Annotated in this window: 17 protein-coding genes; 5 read left to right on the top strand and 12 right to left on the bottom strand. The window is 50.3% G+C overall.

The genetic code is table 11. The features are described 5' to 3' along the window. Positions 1-93: 93 nt before the first annotated feature. Entirely contained in the window at positions 94-909 is an 816-nt protein-coding gene (gene surE, locus ACUVQO_RS18495) for a 5'/3'-nucleotidase SurE (RefSeq protein WP_445927305.1), read from the bottom strand. 145 nt (positions 910-1,054) lie between these two features. Between surE and pheS the strand changes: the two genes are divergently transcribed. Then, positions 1,055-2,056 (top strand): phenylalanine--tRNA ligase subunit alpha, encoded by a 1,002-nt coding sequence (gene pheS / locus ACUVQO_RS18490; protein ID WP_445927304.1) that lies wholly within the window; start codon positions 1,055-1,057, stop codon positions 2,054-2,056. Positions 2,057-2,107: 51 nt separating this feature from the next. Here pheS and ACUVQO_RS18485 read toward each other — a convergent pair whose 3' ends face one another. After that, positions 2,108-2,314, bottom strand: coding sequence for a hypothetical protein (locus ACUVQO_RS18485; protein WP_445927303.1), 207 nt, complete (start codon positions 2,312-2,314; stop codon positions 2,108-2,110). A gap of 313 nt (positions 2,315-2,627) precedes the next feature. On the opposite strand from ACUVQO_RS18485, the gene ACUVQO_RS18480 reads away from it, so the two are divergent. Beyond that, positions 2,628-3,263 carry a DUF3172 domain-containing protein gene (locus ACUVQO_RS18480; RefSeq protein WP_445927302.1) on the top strand — a complete coding sequence of 212 codons (636 nt, stop codon included), beginning with the start codon at positions 2,628-2,630 and terminating at the stop codon, positions 3,261-3,263. Between the two features lie 153 nt (positions 3,264-3,416). Here the strand turns inward: ACUVQO_RS18480 and ACUVQO_RS18475 are convergent, their stop codons facing one another. Continuing rightward, positions 3,417-5,699: an AMIN domain-containing protein gene (locus ACUVQO_RS18475; protein ID WP_445927301.1), complete on the bottom strand. Its 2,283-nt coding sequence runs from the start codon at positions 5,697-5,699 to the stop codon at positions 3,417-3,419. A gap of 327 nt (positions 5,700-6,026) precedes the next feature. On the opposite strand from ACUVQO_RS18475, the gene cobM reads away from it, so the two are divergent. Continuing rightward, the gene (cobM, locus tag ACUVQO_RS18470) at positions 6,027-6,875 is read left to right on the top strand and encodes a precorrin-4 C(11)-methyltransferase (protein WP_445927300.1); all 849 of its coding nucleotides are present in this window, start codon (positions 6,027-6,029) and stop codon (positions 6,873-6,875) included. Between the two features lie 84 nt (positions 6,876-6,959). Here cobM and ACUVQO_RS18465 read toward each other — a convergent pair whose 3' ends face one another. The 5 genes from ACUVQO_RS18465 to ACUVQO_RS18445 all read right to left on the bottom strand — a co-directional run bounded on the left by ACUVQO_RS18465 (position 6,960) and on the right by ACUVQO_RS18445 (position 10,743). Continuing rightward, positions 6,960-7,412: an ATP-binding protein gene (locus ACUVQO_RS18465; protein WP_445927299.1), complete on the bottom strand. Its 453-nt coding sequence runs from the start codon at positions 7,410-7,412 to the stop codon at positions 6,960-6,962. 344 nt (positions 7,413-7,756) lie between these two features. Continuing rightward, positions 7,757-8,512 carry a J domain-containing protein gene (locus tag ACUVQO_RS18460; protein WP_445927298.1) on the bottom strand — a complete coding sequence of 252 codons (756 nt, stop codon included), beginning with the start codon at positions 8,510-8,512 and terminating at the stop codon, positions 7,757-7,759. Between the two features lie 69 nt (positions 8,513-8,581). After that, a complete protein-coding gene (locus tag ACUVQO_RS18455; protein ID WP_233743390.1) occupies positions 8,582-9,181 on the bottom strand; it encodes an ATP-dependent Clp protease proteolytic subunit in 600 nt (199 codons plus the stop codon). A gap of 194 nt (positions 9,182-9,375) precedes the next feature. Beyond that, the gene (locus ACUVQO_RS18450) at positions 9,376-10,035 is read right to left on the bottom strand and encodes an ATP-dependent Clp protease proteolytic subunit (protein WP_445927297.1); all 660 of its coding nucleotides are present in this window, start codon (positions 10,033-10,035) and stop codon (positions 9,376-9,378) included. Positions 10,036-10,056: 21 nt separating this feature from the next. Next, on the bottom strand, positions 10,057-10,743 hold the full coding sequence (locus ACUVQO_RS18445; RefSeq protein WP_445927296.1) for an ATP-dependent Clp protease proteolytic subunit: 687 nt from the start codon (positions 10,741-10,743) through the stop codon (positions 10,057-10,059). A 173-nt stretch (positions 10,744-10,916) separates the two neighbouring features. On the opposite strand from ACUVQO_RS18445, the gene ACUVQO_RS18440 reads away from it, so the two are divergent. Further along, entirely contained in the window at positions 10,917-12,155 is a 1,239-nt protein-coding gene (locus ACUVQO_RS18440) for a vWA domain-containing protein (RefSeq protein ID WP_445927295.1), read from the top strand. Between the two features lie 167 nt (positions 12,156-12,322). On the opposite strand, the gene purE is transcribed toward ACUVQO_RS18440, so the two are convergent. The 4 genes from purE to ACUVQO_RS18420 form a co-directional block, all read right to left on the bottom strand. Next, positions 12,323-12,811 (bottom strand): 5-(carboxyamino)imidazole ribonucleotide mutase, encoded by a 489-nt coding sequence (gene purE / locus ACUVQO_RS18435; RefSeq protein WP_445927294.1) that lies wholly within the window; start codon positions 12,809-12,811, stop codon positions 12,323-12,325. 123 nt (positions 12,812-12,934) lie between these two features. Further along, positions 12,935-13,423: a signal peptidase II gene (gene lspA / locus ACUVQO_RS18430; RefSeq protein WP_445927293.1), complete on the bottom strand. Its 489-nt coding sequence runs from the start codon at positions 13,421-13,423 to the stop codon at positions 12,935-12,937. After that, positions 13,423-14,004, bottom strand: a complete 582-nt coding sequence (locus tag ACUVQO_RS18425; RefSeq protein ID WP_445927292.1) for a biotin transporter BioY — start codon at positions 14,002-14,004, stop codon at positions 13,423-13,425. Before ACUVQO_RS18425 ends, lspA begins: the two co-directional genes overlap by 1 nt. Positions 14,005-14,168: 164 nt before the next feature. After that, positions 14,169-15,704: a CPBP family glutamic-type intramembrane protease gene (locus tag ACUVQO_RS18420; RefSeq protein ID WP_445927291.1), complete on the bottom strand. Its 1,536-nt coding sequence runs from the start codon at positions 15,702-15,704 to the stop codon at positions 14,169-14,171. Between the two features lie 229 nt (positions 15,705-15,933). Here ACUVQO_RS18420 and ACUVQO_RS18415 point away from each other — a divergent pair, with 229 nt between their 5' ends. Beyond that, positions 15,934-16,296, top strand: coding sequence for a hypothetical protein (locus tag ACUVQO_RS18415; protein ID WP_445927290.1), 363 nt, complete (start codon positions 15,934-15,936; stop codon positions 16,294-16,296). Positions 16,297-16,391: the final 95 nt, after the last annotated feature.

The raw sequence follows: 16,391 nt of genomic DNA, 5'->3' as shown, positions 1-16,391 counted from the left end.
TCGGTGAGAATCCTTGATTTATAGGGGTTTCAGGAGTTTTCTGCACCACCAAGGGGGCACTTTATTAAAGTGCCCATTTTCCATTCTTGATACTTAATGCAAATTATTTTGTTGGCAATCCTTGGGAAAGTCCAATGCTAAGTTTTTGAACATGGCCAGACTGCTGGCACAGGTGAGGTTATATTGCAGGGGGGTAATGGTGATGTAATTATTGCGAATTGCCTGTACATCGGTAGGAGCCTGATCTGCTAAGTAGTCTGACTCTTCAATGTCCTCCAGTAATTCACCCGCTAGCCAATAATAGGTTTTGCCCCGGGGGTCAATCCGTTTTTCAAATACATCAATATATCGTCGGATGCCTTGACGAGTGATGGCAACTCCTGCGATCGCTTCCGCTGCCACTGCAGGCACATTCACATTCAGCAGAATTTCCGGAAGGCGCTGTTTCTCCAGTTTGGTCACTAAGAATTGAGCAAAGGTCGCTGCAGGGCCAAAGTTTTGAAAGGTAAAACTGGTCAAACTCAAAGCAATGCTGGGAATTCCTTCAACCACACCCTCCATCGCGGCGGATACAGTGCCTGAATACAGTACATCTGTACCTAGATTGGGGCCATGATTGATGCCAGAAAGAACTAGATCGGGTTTGTCCTCTAACAAAGCCCACAGCGCTAACTTCACGCAATCGGCTGGAGTTCCAGAGCAAGCCCAGGCTTTTACAGTAGGGTGAAACACGGACTCTACGACTTCTGCGCGAATCGGTTGGTGCAGGGTTAAGCCGTGTCCGGTGGCCGATCGCTCGCGATCGGGGCACACTACACTAACTTCGTGTCCGGCTGCCGCGAGTTGGTTGGCCAAAGACCGGATGCCTAACGCAAAAATGCCATCGTCATTACTAATCAGTAGTCTCATTGCTTGAAGGGTTCCGTCGGGTAAAGTATCTTCGTCCAGGATGTACAGTGCAAACTCTACGATTTTCCCTAATTTCGCCTCCTGTCGTCGCAGAAGACCTCTCCAACCTCTACTAAACTGGTAGGGTAGACCTCTTAACCTTTCTATGACTGTTCAGTCTGCCGATTTAGAAGCTCAACTTGATGCCATCCGCCTGGAAGCCCAGCAAGCATTAGCCGCAGCAGATTCCCTGGAGCAATTAGAGCAACTGCGCGTGAAGTATTTGGGCAAAAAAGGGCCAATTCCCCAGGTATTGGGAAGCATGGGGAAATTGGCGGCCAGCGATCGTCCTCGGATTGGGGCGCGGGCCAATGAAGTGAAAGACGCTATCCAGGCTGACCTGGAGCAACGTCGCACTGCCTTACAAACTGCTCAATTGCAAGCCCAACTGGAGTCTGAAACTCTGGATGTTACTATGCCAGGAGTATACCGTCCCCAAGGGCGCATTCATCCCCTGAACGGCATGATGGATCGGGTGATCGACATCTTTGTGGGATTGGGTTACACAGTGGCGGAAGGCCCAGAGATGGAGACGGACTACTATAACTTTGAGGCGCTCAACTTCTTGCCCGACCATCCGGCGAGAGATATGCAGGATACCCTGTATCTACCCGATGGCAATATTCTGCGGACTCACACATCGTCAGTGCAAATCCGGTATATGGAGGCCAACGAACCCCCTGTACGAATTGTCATGCCGGGTCGGTGTTACCGTCGGGATACGGTAGATGCCACCCATACAGCGGTGTTCCATCAAATTGAGTTTCTGGCGATCGATGAAGGCTTAACCTTTACCGATCTGAAAGGGACAATCCGCATATTCCTGGAACAATTGTTTGGAGAAGTGCCAATTCGGATGCGGCCCAGTTTCTTCCCCTTCACGGAACCTTCGGCAGAAGTTGATTTACAGTGGAAAGGACGCTGGCTGGAAATCATGGGTTGCGGCATGGTGGATCCTAATGTCCTCAAGGCAGTTGGGTATGATCCAGAAGTTTACACCGGCTTTGCGGGTGGACTGGGTGTTGAACGATTGGCCGCTGTATTACACCAAATCGACGATATTCGTCGCTTGTACACTAGTGATTTACGCTTCCTGCGTCAGTTTTAGGCCCACTTGAGAAAAGGTAGAAGCAAGTCTTCCACCTTTTCCCTCATTCCCTCAGTGAGCAGGCTTTTGACGAAGCTGGGCGCGGGTAGCCATCGCTTGCAACCGTTCTAAAGGATATTCGGCGGCAAAGTTATCCCACGGCTTTGCCTGACCAGCCGCATTGTAAACGTACATCACACCGTTAATAATGCGACTAGAAACAATCAGGCCGAGGGCACGAGCCAGGTTAAGAGATTGAGTGATATCACTAGGAGTCATTGGTTTACAGAAGAATCCAGTTATGGAGTTGAACTTTAAGGATTTATGAAATTCAATTTATGAGAACTCTAACGCATCTGTATGAAAATGCTACTAAGTTTTGTTACAGAGTGCTTTGAAAGAATGTGGTTGAGGTGCCTCCCCAACCTGCTATCGTAAACAAAAGTTCAAGGCATACTAGATAAAGAGCCATTGTGAATCTAAACCAAGTCTAGCGAGAGAACAATCCTGGTTCGATCAGAGAAACTACGGTTTTAGACATGGACAAGGTTTAATATGGCTCAAGTCCTAACTTCCCAAACTGCAAGGATCTATGGCAAAACGTCGTCCCCGATCTCCGGGCTATAGCAACAATTACGATCGTGACTACGATCGTAATTTTGATGACTATGGGCCTGCTGAGGAAAAGTCTGGCCCGCAACTCTCTGTCCCACAACCCCGTAAATCCTTCCTGGCATCTCTGTTTAATGCCACTACAATTTTTGTCCTAGCGGGCGTGTTCATTCTTGGAATTGGGGTTGGCATGGCTTTTGCCTCAATGGGCAGTCTGGGTGCGAACACAGGTGGTACCAAAATTGTGACTCAGTACGAGTTGGACAATAAAGCGCCCAATTCCGATCTCTGTGTGCAGTTTGGAGCCAGCGCGATCGTCACGGATATGCGGGTATTCGTGACCCTCAATCCCCTTAACTTCTTTGTGTCCCAACCCGTTGCCCAACCCGGTTGCGTGTTGCGGAACAACAACTGGTCAATTCTGGAACAACGGGGATTAGTGAACCAGGAGCAGGTACGCAGTTGTAAACAGCGAATGAATACCTTCGGCTTTACCAGATCCTTAGAGGATAATCCCCAAATCGATTGCATTTATCAGAATGATGTCGCCAAGAACCTGTTCTTGGATAAAGGCCCAACAGGTCGGGCTGGCGAATCAGAAAACAACCGCTTCTAGAATTGCATCCTGAATCTTGAAAAAGGGTGGATGAACCGGAGAGCAACCAGTTATCTACCCTTTTTTCATTGGTGGGCCAATAGAAGTCGGAGGAGAAGGTGGAATTCCACATCTTGTCATCACATTTCCCCATCCCTCCTCCATCCTCGATTGCTACCGAATTACCAGATCCTGTTTGACTTGCACCTGAATCACTTGTCCCGGTTGTAAGGTGACTTGTTTAGGGGAAGCCAGAAATGAGGTTGCTGCTCCAGCTGCTGCACCACCTACCAATCCCAGCCCTGAAAAACTGCTGACGACTCCGCCCAACAGCGCTCCTACTCCAGAACCGATCGCCATTGAAGTGGTAGATAACTCCCGATTGTTACTCAGAGGATTGGATTCGGCTGCGAGAGGAATGGTTTTCTCACCTACTGCGATCGCCTGAGCGATAAACTTACTGCCACTGCCGTTGCTATCAAACCGACCCAGGACATAACTGCCTTGAGGAAAAATTACGTTTCCCGTTGCGTCTCGCACTTCAGTTTGTAGCAGGAGCACCTCCTGTAAAGGTGGCCCAGAGGGGAGTTTTAAGGAGGTAGTTCCCGGATAAACCAGATTTAAGGTTGCTCCCAGTGGTAATAGAACTGATGAATTGGGAGATTGAAAGAATACCCGTTGAACACTGGCAGGTTGCAAAGGAGGCATGGGATAGGTGGGAACTCCGCGTGGGAAGGTATTTAAGGCGATTGCTCCTGTAGTCGGTAAGGGTTGCCCAAATTCAACTGTCGATGGCTTGGCTTTGGGCTGAGTTGTCGCTACCTCTGGGGAACCGAAGGTTGGTGTGGGTTGCGATGGCACCAAGGACGCAGAAGCCGGAGGAGCGATCGTGGGTGCCACCGATGGCTGGGAGACAACCGGAGCCTGTCTTGGAGGAACAGCTTGACTGGCATTGGGGGCCAGAGGAGGAACCGTTACTAAAGGAGTCTGATTGGCTGGAAGACTGGGAACTGCGGAGGTCGGTAATCCCTCTGCTCCTGGGAACGTGCTGGCCACCGGAAAGGTGCCTCCGATCGAGGTAGGGGGTATTCCTCCCTGAATCGTAGGTGCCGGGAGAGCAGTGGACTGGGGAGAAGGAGCACCGGGCAGGGGAGCCAAAGGAGGAAGTTGTACCTGGGGAGGCAATGGGGTTGTGGCCTGTGCAATAGCAGTCAGGGATGGAGTCGCGCTCCCAAAAGGCACTGAACCAGACTGAGGATTGCTCAATGGTGGAACGCTGATGGTAGGAGCGGTCTTTGGTAAGATCCGGACTGTAGAAGGCATCTCCGTTGCGAAGGAATTCATAACGGGTGGAGGTGCCACGATCGCAGACGGTTTCGCAGGCAGAGAGTTGGTAACAGATGGTGTCGCTGAAGCAGGAGCCAGAGGTTTGGCAGCAATTGTGGATGAGCTTGGGGTGACAGATGGTGTAACCGAAGCAGGAGCCAGAGGCTTGTCGGTAATCGCAGATGGGCTTGGGTTTGCTGTTGGGATGCCTGACAGGGGGGGCGGGACGGAAATTTTAATGGCGTTACGGGTATCGATCGCCAGTTCCGCAGGGGATGAACTGGGCGGCAGCGGTGTTTTTGAGGCAGGTAATAGAACCTGACCCGATTGAGAGGAATCTGGATCCTTGAAGCCGTCATCTGAACCGATGGGGATCGGAGTTGGGGGAGGAAGGATTTTTTCGGCCTTGACCACTTGAGCAGGAACTGATATTTCGGGCTGTACGCGACTCCCTGTCGCTAGAACAGGTTCCGAACTTAAGGGAGGTACCCGAACGGGAGCAGGACTTTCAACGGGGAAGGGGGCGGAGGGTAAGGGATGAGAATGCTCATTCGAGGGGAGTGGGACAGCAGATTGAGTAGGGGGAGGAGGTTCTGAAACCACAGGGGGGGTGGGGGCAGGAGCCGGAATTTTGGCAGAGGGCTGAATTGGCGGTGCCTGAGCAATCAGGGGATGGAGTACCCAGCGGGAGGTTTCGGTGGGGTGATTGGCTTTCTCTAACTTGACTTGCCCCGGAGCCAATTCCACATCCGGGGACAGTTCCATCACAATGCGGGTTAATCCGGGTTGAAATTGAGAAACTCGGATTTGACGAATTGCACCAGAGTAGGTGGCTTGAGATTTGACGGCACCAACGGCGGTATCGGGTAAATCCAGGACAATGCGGGCGGGTTGTGCCATCAAGAAATACCGGGGAGTGGTTCCTTGATCCACAGTGACTTCCAGGCGGTTGGTGGTGGGATCATAATGCCACTGAGTCAGGGCCGCGGCCTGAGCAGTCAGAGGAAACAGCGCGATCGTCCCGGATACCAGTGTTCCCATCACCCCCAACGGTAGCCAGAATTTCAACTCACTAGCGGCAGAGGAGGAGTGAAAACATGGATGGGGAGAATTATTTTGAGAGTTTTTCATGGCTTTGGGCTGAGCGCATTCACAAATTTGGCGCTAAACTTGACGCTGGTGACCTGTGATGCTTGAGGGCTGCTAAAAATCCCTCTAACAAGCCACGCCTGAACGTAAGATGGCAATTACACCACCAGGTATAGCGTATGGATGGATCTATTTACTCGAATTCACGCTAATAATGGGGAAAGCTTTAGAAAAATTTACATTCGCCAGTACCATGCCGAATTTTTCATCCCCAATTCAATGCAGACTCGATGAATCGCATCTTTCCCCATCCCTAATCCCTAATTCCTAATCCCTAATCCCTAATCCCCATAGCTGACCCCCACCTCTATGACGACCTCATCTGTTCCATCCACCCACCCATTTCCCCCTGCTGTTTATATTGTGGGAGCAGGCCCAGGAGATCCTGAATTGCTGACGGTGAAGGCACAGCGATTACTGGCCCAGGCTGATGTGATTGTGCTGGCAGACTCGCTGGTTCCCCAACAGGTTTTAGCTGGGACACGATCGGAGGCTGAAATCATCCGAACAGCCAACAAAGTTTTAGAGGACATCCTACCGATTTTGATCGCGCGGGTAAAGGCAGGTAAATCAGTAGTACGGCTGCATTCGGGTGATCCCAGCCTGTATGGAGCGGTGCAAGAGCAAATGCAAGCGTTATTGGCAGCAGAGGTTCCCTTTGAAGTAGTGCCAGGGATCAGTGCATTTCAGGCCGCTGCTGCCAAACTGCGAGTGGAATTAACGGTGCCGGGATTGGTCCAAACCATCATCTTGACTCGTGTGAGTGGCCGGACTCAAGTGCCTGCAGCAGAAGAATTGGCATCGTTGGCGGCTCATCAAGCCAGTCTTTGTCTTTACTTGAGTGCCCGTCATGTAGAAGCGGCTCAACAGCAATTAATGCAGCATTATCCAGCCACCACTCCAGTCGCCATCTGCTTTCGTCTGGGTTGGCCTGACGAACAAATTTGGCTGGTTCCTCTCAACCAAATGGCTGCTGTGACCGCCCGAGAAGATTTGATTCGCACGACTCTGTATGTCATTAGTCCAGCGTTAGCTGCCCCGACTGTTCCCCATGCGATCGCCCAGCCAAACTCCAGCACACCGCAGATTGCTCAGGCTCGATCGCGACTCTATAACCCAGAACATAATCATTTGTTCCGTCCTTCCCGTTCATCCTAGCCATGCACGCCTGGGTTCTGCTGAAAACGCCAACAGAAGCACTCTTTTTACAAAAGACGCATAACCAAGCACAAATTACTTTTTCTAAGGAAGCAGAGGCAATCTAGAGCTACCTTTAACTCGCTTACACAGCCTCAGTTCTGTTCCCTGGCCATTCCATACAACTTGGTCAAATACCTGATAGAGAATATACAAACCCCGACCACATTCATTCTCCTGACAAGCTATATTCTCTTCCAAACTGGCAGTGTCGCAACTTTCAGGAGGCTTAAAGCCTGTACCCTGATCAGAGATCACCCACCAGTATTGGTCAGCCACTACCGAAAACCGCACCAGAACCGTTTTACTGGGATCCAACTTATTGCCATGCTTGGCAGCGTTAACCAGAGCTTCTTGAAGTCCAAGACGAACCTCTGAGCGCCACTGAGGGGGAATCTCAGCAAGCAGTAGATCGAGAATCGGAACTAGATAAAGCGTGGAAGCAAAGCTAACTGTGTTCCAACTGCGTTTAGCTGGACGGGATGAGACGGCTATCACTCAGAAAAACCCCGTAGCTTTCAAGTATTTTCAGAATAAAAACTTTGAACCAAAGCTTTGTTTCTTGCATTGGTAAGCCAAACCAATTTTTTCAGTTAAAACTCTCTGGAAGAGTTAAGTATCAGAGGAACTTCGATATGGATTTCAAAACAGTAAATTACAGGCGAGCGCGAAACACCCTTCATGATTTTACGGAGGGAGAAAGCCGAATCCACAAGGATTTGCTACTTCTCTTTACTTAAACTATATCAAAGTCGCTCAACAAAACACCAGCTTTGATATGATTTTCCGATTGGTTTATCAGAACTATATTCTAGATTCAAATTACTGATGAGTATTTGTTCTCAACAGTGACCTTCGATACTGCGGAAATCTTTCTCTACCTCTGCCCACAAAGAGCGGTTATGAGGGTCAGTTTGCAATGCTTTCTTTAAATACAGCCTTGCTTTATCCGGTTGGCGATCGCGTACCAGTTGCCGTCCCCATTGTTGATATACGATCGCCTGCCACTGCATGACTTCCATGTCTTTAGGCAACCGTCGTGCTAACCCTTCCACCAGGGCGATCGCTCTGGGAAATTTTTGAGTTCTCAGCAACTGTTGCAACTGGTGGTAGGAGGTTTTTTTTAGCTCATTGTCCAGCGGGGACAGACTGGGATCAGTTTGAATTTGAACGGCTTTGCGAACCGCTCTGGTCTTCTCTGAAGGGGGTCGGTGTGGTTTAGCAAGTTTAGCGGCTGGAGGTGGCGGGGAACTGGGCCAGGGCGCGGCTTCAGACCCGTTCATCCGGTTCATCAGGAATTTGTAGGCAGTGGTAATTTCAATGAACTTATCCTGCGATCGTTGATCCCCAGCACTCATGTCTGGGTGGAATTGCCTCGCCAGCCGACGATAAGCGACTTTGATATCGTCCAGAGAAGCGCCTGATCTTAACTCCAACACTCGATAGCAGTCCGCGACGTTCATGCAAAAGGCGATGACAGAAATATAAGAATTCTGCCATCGCCCGGGCTGTTTTGGGTAAATCTCGGCCAAAATTAAAGGTTGGTTCCAGGTTAGGGGGGTGCTATTAACTTCTGGATTGGGAGCGTCATTCGTCATTGGCCATTAGATTAGCGTGTGTTGACGAATGACAAAGCACAGCCTCAGCTCAGGCTTATTTCCACCAACCTACTGCTGGGTGACGGTTTCAATCACTTGGTCAATTAACCCATATTCTTTGGCCTCTTGAGCCGACATGAAGTAATCGCGATCGGTATCTTTCTCAATCTTGGACAATGGTTGTCCGGTGCGTTCAGCAAGAATTTCATTCAACTGATGGCGAATTCGCAAAATTTCTTTTGCTTCAATTTCAATGTCTGTGGCCTGTCCCCGGCTACCGCCCAGCGGCTGGTGAATCATAATTCGGGCATGGGGCAGGGCCAATCGCTTACCTTTGCTGCCCGCTGCCAGTAGAAAGGCCCCCATGGAAGCCGCCAAACCCACACAGATGGTAACCACTTCTGACTTAATGTGCTGCATTGTGTCGTAAATCGCCATACCCGCAGTCACAGAGCCACCAGGAGAGTTGATGTACAGGTAAATGGGCTTGGTCTGATCTTCAGAATCAAGGTAAAGCAGATAGGCGACGATCGCGTTGGCAATGCCGTCATCCACTTCTTCAGACAAAAAGATAATCCGCTCCCGGAACAGGCGCTCGTAGATATTGATCCACTGTTCATAAGAGCTACCGGGAAGACGGTAAGGAACGCTAGGAATACCAATAGGCATAGGACAACTCCTGGAAAGAGGGGATTGAGGGTTGGAGATGGGGCATTGGGGATTGGGGATTAAGGGTTAGGAATTAGGGGCATCAGTAACCGTAAGGTGCTGCTAGCGTTAGCGTAACGCACCGATCCAATGGGAATAACCTCTCGTGTCATTACACCTAACTCCTAATCCCCAATTCCCAATCCCTAATCCCCTTAAGCTGCTTTAGTCGCTAACTCTTTGGAACTGGTGAGAACGTGATCAATCAAGCCGTAGTCTTTAGCCTCTTGGGGAGTCATGTAGAAGGTGCGATCTATATCTTTGGCAATCTTTTCTACTGACTGGCCTGTGGTTTGAGACAGAATCTCATGAACTAGATGCCTTTTCGCCAATACTTCCTGGGCATTGATTTGAATATCAGTGGCCTGTCCCTGGGTGCCCACGAGAGGATGGTTGAGGGCAATCATGGCATGGGGCAGACTCCCCCGTTTGCCCTTAGTGCCTGCGGATAACAGGACGGCAGACATACCGATCGCCTGTCCCAGGCAAATCGTGATGATTTCGGACTTGACGTGCTGCATGGTGTCATAGAGGGACAGTCCAGCATTCACCGACATCATCCCTGCCGATTCGTGGGTCATTCCCATCGCGACCGGATCGCCGTAGGAATTGATGTAGATGTAAATCGGTTTGGTTTGATCCTCAGAATCCAGATAGAGCAGGGCCGAGATCAGGGAGTTGGCCAATCCGTGGGAGAGGGGCTGGTTTAGGAAGATGATTCGTTCCTGGCTGAGGCGCGTGTAGATGTTAATCCACTGCCAGTAGGGACTGCCAGGGATGTTATAGGGAACGCGCATGATTTCATCGACAGACATAAGAGGCAGTCCTGAGAACCATTAAATGAGAGCAGGGACAGGTTTTGGCAAGTCTTTGGTGCTTTCCAAAACTTTGTCAATCAGGCCGTACTCTTTCGCTTGCTGTGGAGTCATATACAGCATACGATCGGAGTCTTTGGCGATCTTTTCGGGAGGCTGCCCCGTGTTTTTGGACAGGATATCCAGCAGAGCCGCTTTGTTTTCCAGTACTTCTTTCGCCCGAATCTGAATATCGGTGGCCTGACCCCGACCCATGCCGATTTTAGGCTGGTTAAGGACGATCGTGGCATGGGGCAGGCTGGCACGGAAACCTTTCGTTCCAGAGGACAGAATCAGGGCAGCGGTTCCCATAGCCTGACCGATACAGATGGTGTGAACAGGCGGTTTGATGTAATTCATGGTGTCGCAAATGGCAAAGGCTTCCGTATCCTGACCGATCGCGTCACCTGTGTACCAGGAGGTTCCGGTAGAGTTGATGTAGAAGTAGATTGGCTTTTCGGGGTCAGAAAACTGCAGATACAACAGTTGAGCAATAATCAGCTTGGTCACATCGACCCCTAGCTGCCGTTTGAAATCGTCAGACGATACGAGCGGCAATCCCAGATAAATAATCCGCTCCTTCAACAAAAGGGACGGCAGATCTGGAGGGGGAGTGCGGTAAGACGAGTCTCCATAGTATGGAGATTGAACAGCCTGAATCGGTGCCATAGTGTAGGTAGTCCTTGAAACAAGGGCGCTGTTTATCCATAGTAGCGTGTGACTAACGACCAATTACCAGTACCCCATACGGATGACCGATCCCTGGACTGTCACTCGGAGGACGGAACCCTGACTGGATACCTTGAAGTTGCTGGATAGTGTTGTGTTCAGGATTGTTTGTTATGAAAGTCGGGTTACAGTTTACTCTCAGTGATGCCAGTGTGGATGCAACCCAGGCCATCAGCCAGCGGCAATTGTCAGTATCCATGTCGGCGATCGCGGATGAAATTCCTCGCAGTGTGCCACTCAACCTTTGCCTGATTCTGGATCACAGTGGTTCCATGTCCGGGCATCCGATGGACATGGTGCGGGAAGCCGCTCAACGGTTGATGGATCGGTTATCTTTGGGCGATCGCATTTCCATCATCGGGTTCAATCACAAAGCGAAGGTGCTGGTACCCAATCAGGAACTGGAAAATCCGATCAGCATTAAGCTACAAATTGACCAACTGAAAGCCAGTGGGGGTACTGCGATCGACGAAGGTTTGCGCCTAGGCATTGAGGAGTTAGCCAAAGCCAAGCAAGGAACCATTTCGCAAATTTTCCTGCTGACGGATGGGGAAAATGAGCATGGGGACAACGATCGCTGTCTGAAACTGGCTAAACTGGCCGCCGATTACAACCTCACCCTCAGTACGCTGGGCTTTGGCAGCGAGTGGAATCAGGACATTTTAGAAAAAATTGCTGATACAGGACGGGGCACTATGTCTTACATCCAGCAGCCGGAAGATGCCGTGGCAGAGTTCGGTCGGATGTTGAGCCGGATGCAAACGGTGGGTCTGACTAATGGCTATCTGTTGCTCTCGCTCATGCCGGGAGTACGATTAGCAGAGATGAAGCCGATTGCCCAAGTGGCTCCCGATGTGATCGAACTGCCTGTGCAACAGGAAGGTACGCAATACTTAGTGCGGTTAGGTGATCTGATGGTAGAGGTGCCCAGAGTGGTGCTGGTGAATCTATACCTGAATCAAATGGCTGTTGGGCAACAAGCGATCGCCCGCATTCAAGCCCGCTATGATGATCCGGCCTCGCAGCAGGAAGGACTCTCGACCGACTCGCTGACCGTATATGCCGATTATGTCAGTAATTATCAGCCCAATCCGGATCCGCAGGTGCAGCATCATATCCTGGCTCTGGCCAAATACCGCCAAACTCAAATTGCCGAAAACAAACTGCAACAGGGCGATCTGGCCGGAGCGGCAACGATGCTCCAAACTGCCGCCAATACCGCTCTGCAAATGGGAGATGAAGGAGCCGCCACTGTCTTACAGGACAATGCTACCCGCCTACAGCAGGGGGAAACTTTGTCGGAGAGCGATCGTAAAGAGACTCGCATGGTTTCTAAGACCACATTGCAGTAGGAATACGCTAGGGCGGCGCAGGTGATCTATAAGCCATTCTGGTGCTACGCACTACCAGCATTTGCAGCAGAAGCAGTGTTGTTAACTGTGGATGCCAGTTTGTTGACGGACAAGTTTGTCTGGTTGAGGTGTGCTTGTTCTGGGACGGGCGTTCGATCCCCAATTCCCTATACCTCCAAATACTGCTGATATCCCATTTCCTCCAACTTGGCCTGTTTCTCCATCACTGTGTCCTTCAGGCTCTGGCGATAGTGTTGTACTTTTTCCAGGAGAACGGCATCTTGAGTAGCCAGAATTTGAACCGCGAGCAGACCTGCATTCCGGGCATTACCGATCGCTACAGTTGCCACCGGAATTCCAGCAGGCATCTGCACGATCGAATAAAGGGAATCTACTCCCTGAAGATGACGACTGGGAACGGGCACCCCAATCACAGGTAACGGCGTGAGAGAAGCCACCATCCCCGGCAGGTGAGCGGCTCCTCCGGCTCCAGCAATAATTACCTTCAGTCCCCGTTGATGGGCCTGCTGAGCGTACTCCACCATGCGCTCCGGTGTGCGATGGGCCGATACGATCGCCACTTCACACGCCACCCCAAACTCTTCGCAGACTGCGATTGCCCCCTGCATGGTGGATAAATCCGAATCGCTGCCCATGATAATTCCAACTAAAATATCTCCTGCCATTTTTTCCTTCAGAGTTTTGAATTTTGAATGAATTACGAATCAATGCCTGCCGCTCTCTCACCCACTCACCTACCCATCCACTCCTTCCCCCCTTTACTCATCCTCCTTCTTCCCTGATCGCACAGGCTTCTGAATGCTGGCAATTAACAGGCAGACAATTCCTACATTGATGAAAACATCAGCCACATTAAAGACGGGAAACCGGATCAGACGGAAGTCGAAGAAGTCCACAACCTGACCCAGAATGAAGCGATCGATGCCGTTCCCTAAAGCACCGGACAGGATGAAGCCATAGCCCAACTGCTCCCAGCGGCTGAGGGTTGGCCCAAACCAGGCCAACAACAACAGGCCGATACTGACTCCCAGAGACAACCAGCGCAGCCAGCCTACACCTTGATTAAAAAAGCTGAAGGCCGCTCCTGTATTCACCACATACGTGAAGTGAAATACACCGGGAATCAGAGGGAAGGTCTGGGGGGGATCCGTGAGCGGAAAAGTGTAGACGACCCAAAATTTGGTCAGGCGATCGAGGATTGAGCCAATCAGGGCAGCGATCCAGAAGTAGCGGTTTTTGGCAAACATCAGTACATCAATAGATGGCGCAAAGCATAGGCAATAATCGTCACCGAGCAAACGACGGCAAACTGTCCCGGCAGCGGCTCAATGGAAAATTTAAACAATGCTTTGAAAAAGTCTACCCGTGATACCCAACCTAACAGATGCAGGGATCCCAAATAGAGCAGCCCGGTGACATGAATGCTGAGTAACCCGCATATACAGCTAATCAGCAGGGACTCTAAGCGGGGCGTAAGTTTGAAGGCCAGATACCCACACACCCAGGCGGCGGGAATAAACCCTAGTAAATATCCAAAGCTTGGCTCGCGCAGGTATGCTACCCCCCCTCCTTTGGCAAAGATGGGAAACCACGGCGTTAGCCCTAACAGAATATAGGCAATCTGGGAAAGAACAGCCGCATTTCGGCCTCCCACGCAACTGACCAGTAATCCAGCTCCAAACTGATAAGTAATTCCTAAAGAGTGGGTTTGAATAGCCTGATTGCTCCAGTCGCGGCTGGGGACAGCAATAGAGGCTTCTAGAAAGGTGCCACCGATGGTCAGAAGCAACCCGATTAGTGCCCATAGCAGTTCGGTTGAAAGAGCCATGGTCCGACGGTCAATCATTAGAGGGGAAAAAGACCACGATCGTGGTCAGGATTTCCAGTTCTAATCATGTCACACAAGGCCGAAAGGGAATCAGATTTAGCAAAATATGATGGAATTGGGCAATCCAATACCAGAACCAGCAGCAATACCGTCTTGTCAAAGCTTTAATTTCCTTGGCCGGATCCGAGGAGAATCAGGCTGAGAAGTGTACCACTATTCCAGAGACTGTGTAACAGCATGGAAGACAATAAATTTCGCGATCGGACGTAAACAAAGCCCAGCACCATTCCCAGAACAGTTAAGGGCAGTACTTCAGATAGACTCAGGTGGGCAATGGCGAATAGTACGCTGCTGAGAGCGATCGCGCCCCACACCGGAAAGTAGCGAGTCAGGGAAGACAGGAGAAATCCCCGGAAGAGAATTTCTTCAAAGATGGGAGCAGCAATCGCGGCAGTCAAGAAAAAGATGAATAGGGCAGCCGGATCCTTTCCTTCCAGGGCGATCGGCAAAATTGGGTTACTGCCTCCCTGTCCCTGCCAGATTTTTTGGTTAATCAGGGAAATCAGGATAACCAGGGGCAGTGCCGCGAAATACCCCCCCAATCCCCAGCCAATCCAATTGCCTTTCAGATCAAGGCGAAACCAGCCTTCTGGCAAAGGAAAAAATGGTTTGATGGAAAGATAGAGAACTCCTAGTCCTCCTGCGGCTAATAGCAAATAGTTAGTCAGAATAAACAGTGCTCTTCCCTGCTCTCCCAGGGTTGTTGGTTCCAACCCAGAGACTGATTGGAGAATCCCTAACACCAGAGGCAGCGCAATTTGACCGACAAAGAAAAATCCCAGAATCAGTACCTGCCAGACAACTTCCCCATCCCAGGGGGTAGACCAATCCTGAGCATCCGTTAGATTAAGCAAAGACTGTTTGCCCCGCAAAAACCACTGGCTGGCAAGAAATAATAGGATGCCAACCCCAATCAAACATCCCAGAATGGGCACTCCACCGACAATCGCTAAATTTCTCAGAGCTTGTTCAGCCGCAGCTTGCTCTCTGGCCTGTAATGCTTGCAAAGCGTCCTGACGTTGCTGCAATTGGTAAAGCTGAGACAGTGCCCGGTTTTCAAACCAACCGTCCAGGTTTTTCTTTAACAACGGCTCTGCATCTGGCAACAGTTGAGGTGGCTTCTCCCACAGGCTGGACAATACATCTGCCGTTTTTTCTAATGGTTCTAAACTGGGGACGGGAGCGGCCTGATCCATCACAGCTTTCCAGGTTTTTAAGGCCGTTTCGACCTGTCCCTGCTCTACCTGGAGGATCCCCAGGCTCAAATCCAGGTCAGCTATCAAGCGCCTGAGCTTTGCTTCTGTTTGTTGCAACGTTTTGTTGTCATACTTATTGGCCTTTTCAGATGTTTTTGCTAGGAGCGATTGCGTTCGCTCCAGGCTTTTCTCAGCTTGTTTACGAACATCCTGGTATTGTTCCTCAGCTGTCTTCAGCGGTTCGGCCCCCAGTAATGCTTTACGCGCTGACTGTAAATTAGCGTCGTCCTCCCGTAATGCGGTGGCCTGCAGCAATAAGTTGGTTTGGTATAGCTCCAATCGGCTTTGAATCTGGGATTGATTCCAGCTATTCAGCAAGTCCTGCCCAATCAGGAAAATGGCTAGAGTCGTTAGCACTACCAGAATCGCCCGCTTAATGGTCATGAAGTCTCTCGGTTAGTTCTGGATCTAGGTTACAGGGAATGGAGAAGTGTTGGGAGGGTGAATGAATGGATGGGGTGGAGACGCGATTCGTAATTCATAACTCATTACCTCCAGTTTCGTAAGGCGTTTTCGCCGAGTCCTAAATCAAGCTTTAGAAAAAGACGCTCGTTTTCAAGAATAGATGGCATACTGACTGAAGAAAAATTTTTGAGCTTCAGGAGTGCCAGTCATGCATACCACGATCGCTACGCTCGGTACTTTTACAATTCTTCTTAGTTTTGTTTCTCTGGCTCAGGCCCAGTCAGAACCGATAGGCTCGGCAAATTCTCTACAGGGATTACAGGAGCGCACCATTCAGCAGTCTGCCCCTTCTCGCACTACCACTGGAACTGCGTCTGTCAATGGTGTTCAGAATTCTTCCAATAACCCATTAATTGGTTTACCGATCGATCGAAATGTGCAGTTGCGAGTCAGACCAGAAGTAGGAACCAGTCAGGTAGGGGTTTTCCCAGTAGATGACAACTCCAGAGGGAGTCAGTTCCAGTTGATTTATCAGTTTGATGACCAGCCCACGAACCCAAACCAAAGATAGCAGTACTAGATCAATCGTTAAATTTAGTTAATCAGGTGACTTACATAGTTCACCTGATCTGAGTTTTAACCGTATGCACGTAACTATTTGTAATT

This window comes from Leptodesmis sp. (assembly GCF_052746595.1).
This window is presented reverse-complemented; position numbering and strand designations above follow the sequence as displayed.

Coding starts and splice junctions, on each gene's coding strand:
- ACUVQO_RS18420 (WP_445927291.1), bottom strand. CDS start 15,704: ATGACCATTAAGCGGGCGATTCTGGTAGTGCTAACGACTCTAGCCATT.
- purE (WP_445927294.1), bottom strand. CDS start 12,811: ATGGGCAGCGATTCGGATTTATCCACCATGCAGGGGGCAATCGCAGTC.
- ACUVQO_RS18475 (WP_445927301.1), bottom strand. CDS start 5,699: ATGAAAAACTCTCAAAATAATTCTCCCCATCCATGTTTTCACTCCTCC.
- ACUVQO_RS18445 (WP_445927296.1), bottom strand. CDS start 10,743: ATGGCACCGATTCAGGCTGTTCAATCTCCATACTATGGAGACTCGTCT.
- ACUVQO_RS18450 (WP_445927297.1), bottom strand. CDS start 10,035: ATGTCTGTCGATGAAATCATGCGCGTTCCCTATAACATCCCTGGCAGT.
- ACUVQO_RS18485 (WP_445927303.1), bottom strand. CDS start 2,314: ATGACTCCTAGTGATATCACTCAATCTCTTAACCTGGCTCGTGCCCTC.
- cobM (WP_445927300.1), top strand. CDS start 6,027: ATGACGACCTCATCTGTTCCATCCACCCACCCATTTCCCCCTGCTGTT.
- ACUVQO_RS18415 (WP_445927290.1), top strand. CDS start 15,934: ATGCATACCACGATCGCTACGCTCGGTACTTTTACAATTCTTCTTAGT.
- ACUVQO_RS18455 (WP_233743390.1), bottom strand. CDS start 9,181: ATGCCTATTGGTATTCCTAGCGTTCCTTACCGTCTTCCCGGTAGCTCT.
- surE (WP_445927305.1), bottom strand. CDS start 909: ATGAGACTACTGATTAGTAATGACGATGGCATTTTTGCGTTAGGCATC.
- pheS (WP_445927304.1), top strand. CDS start 1,055: ATGACTGTTCAGTCTGCCGATTTAGAAGCTCAACTTGATGCCATCCGC.
- ACUVQO_RS18480 (WP_445927302.1), top strand. CDS start 2,628: ATGGCAAAACGTCGTCCCCGATCTCCGGGCTATAGCAACAATTACGAT.
- ACUVQO_RS18425 (WP_445927292.1), bottom strand. CDS start 14,004: ATGGCTCTTTCAACCGAACTGCTATGGGCACTAATCGGGTTGCTTCTG.
- ACUVQO_RS18460 (WP_445927298.1), bottom strand. CDS start 8,512: ATGACGAATGACGCTCCCAATCCAGAAGTTAATAGCACCCCCCTAACC.
- ACUVQO_RS18440 (WP_445927295.1), top strand. CDS start 10,917: ATGAAAGTCGGGTTACAGTTTACTCTCAGTGATGCCAGTGTGGATGCA.
- lspA (WP_445927293.1), bottom strand. CDS start 13,423: ATGTTTGCCAAAAACCGCTACTTCTGGATCGCTGCCCTGATTGGCTCA.